The organism is Kitasatospora sp. MBT63 (assembly GCF_000710465.2).
Lineage (GTDB): Bacteria > Actinomycetota > Actinomycetes > Streptomycetales > Streptomycetaceae > Kitasatospora.
The window spans coordinates 5,444-5,993 of record NZ_JAIZ01000592.1 but is presented as its reverse complement, the minus strand read 5'-3'; the positions used below and the strand labels follow the sequence as shown (position 1 = coordinate 5,993).

Annotated in this window: 1 protein-coding gene; it reads right to left on the bottom strand. The window is 76.2% G+C overall.

All coding sequences use genetic code 11. The features are described 5' to 3' along the window. Positions 1–50 precede the first annotated feature (50 nt). Positions 51–550: discoidin domain-containing protein (locus AA75_RS31450; RefSeq protein ID WP_149038487.1), on the bottom strand; the 500-nt coding region annotated here is incomplete at its 5' end.

Sequence of the window (550 nt, the reverse complement as noted above, 5' to 3'; positions counted from 1 at the left end):
ATCCGCCACCAGGGTGCGCGGGGCGCCGGCGCGTCCGGCCGCGGGTGCGGCTACGAGCCGAACGCCTGGAGCTCGGAGAGCTGGCCGGCGGGCCAGCCGGAGTTGGCGGTGAAGGTCAGCCGCAGGTAGCGCGCACCGGTCGCGGGCAGGTGCACCGTGACGGTGTTCCCGCTCGCCGGGTCGAACCCGTACGCGGTCGCGCCGACCACCGTCGCGAAGCTCGCGCCGTCCGCCGAGCCCTGCACCGCGACCGTCTCGCTGCGCGCCCCCCAGGCCGCGGCCGGCGGCAGCTCGAGGACCAGCCGCTTGACCACCGCCTGGCAGCCGAGGTCGACCTGGACCCACTGCGGGAAGGCGTTGTTGGCGCTCTCCCAGTACGAGTCCGCGTTGCCGTCCACCACATTGCCCGCGCCGTAGGTCTGCGTGGAGCCGGACGCGGTCGCCGGACGCCCCTGCGCCAGGTTGCCGGTGGCCGGGCAGGCCGGCGTGGTCGGCGAGGAGCTGGGCGAGGAGGACGGCGACGGCGAGCCCGTCCCCGTGCCGCCGTAGA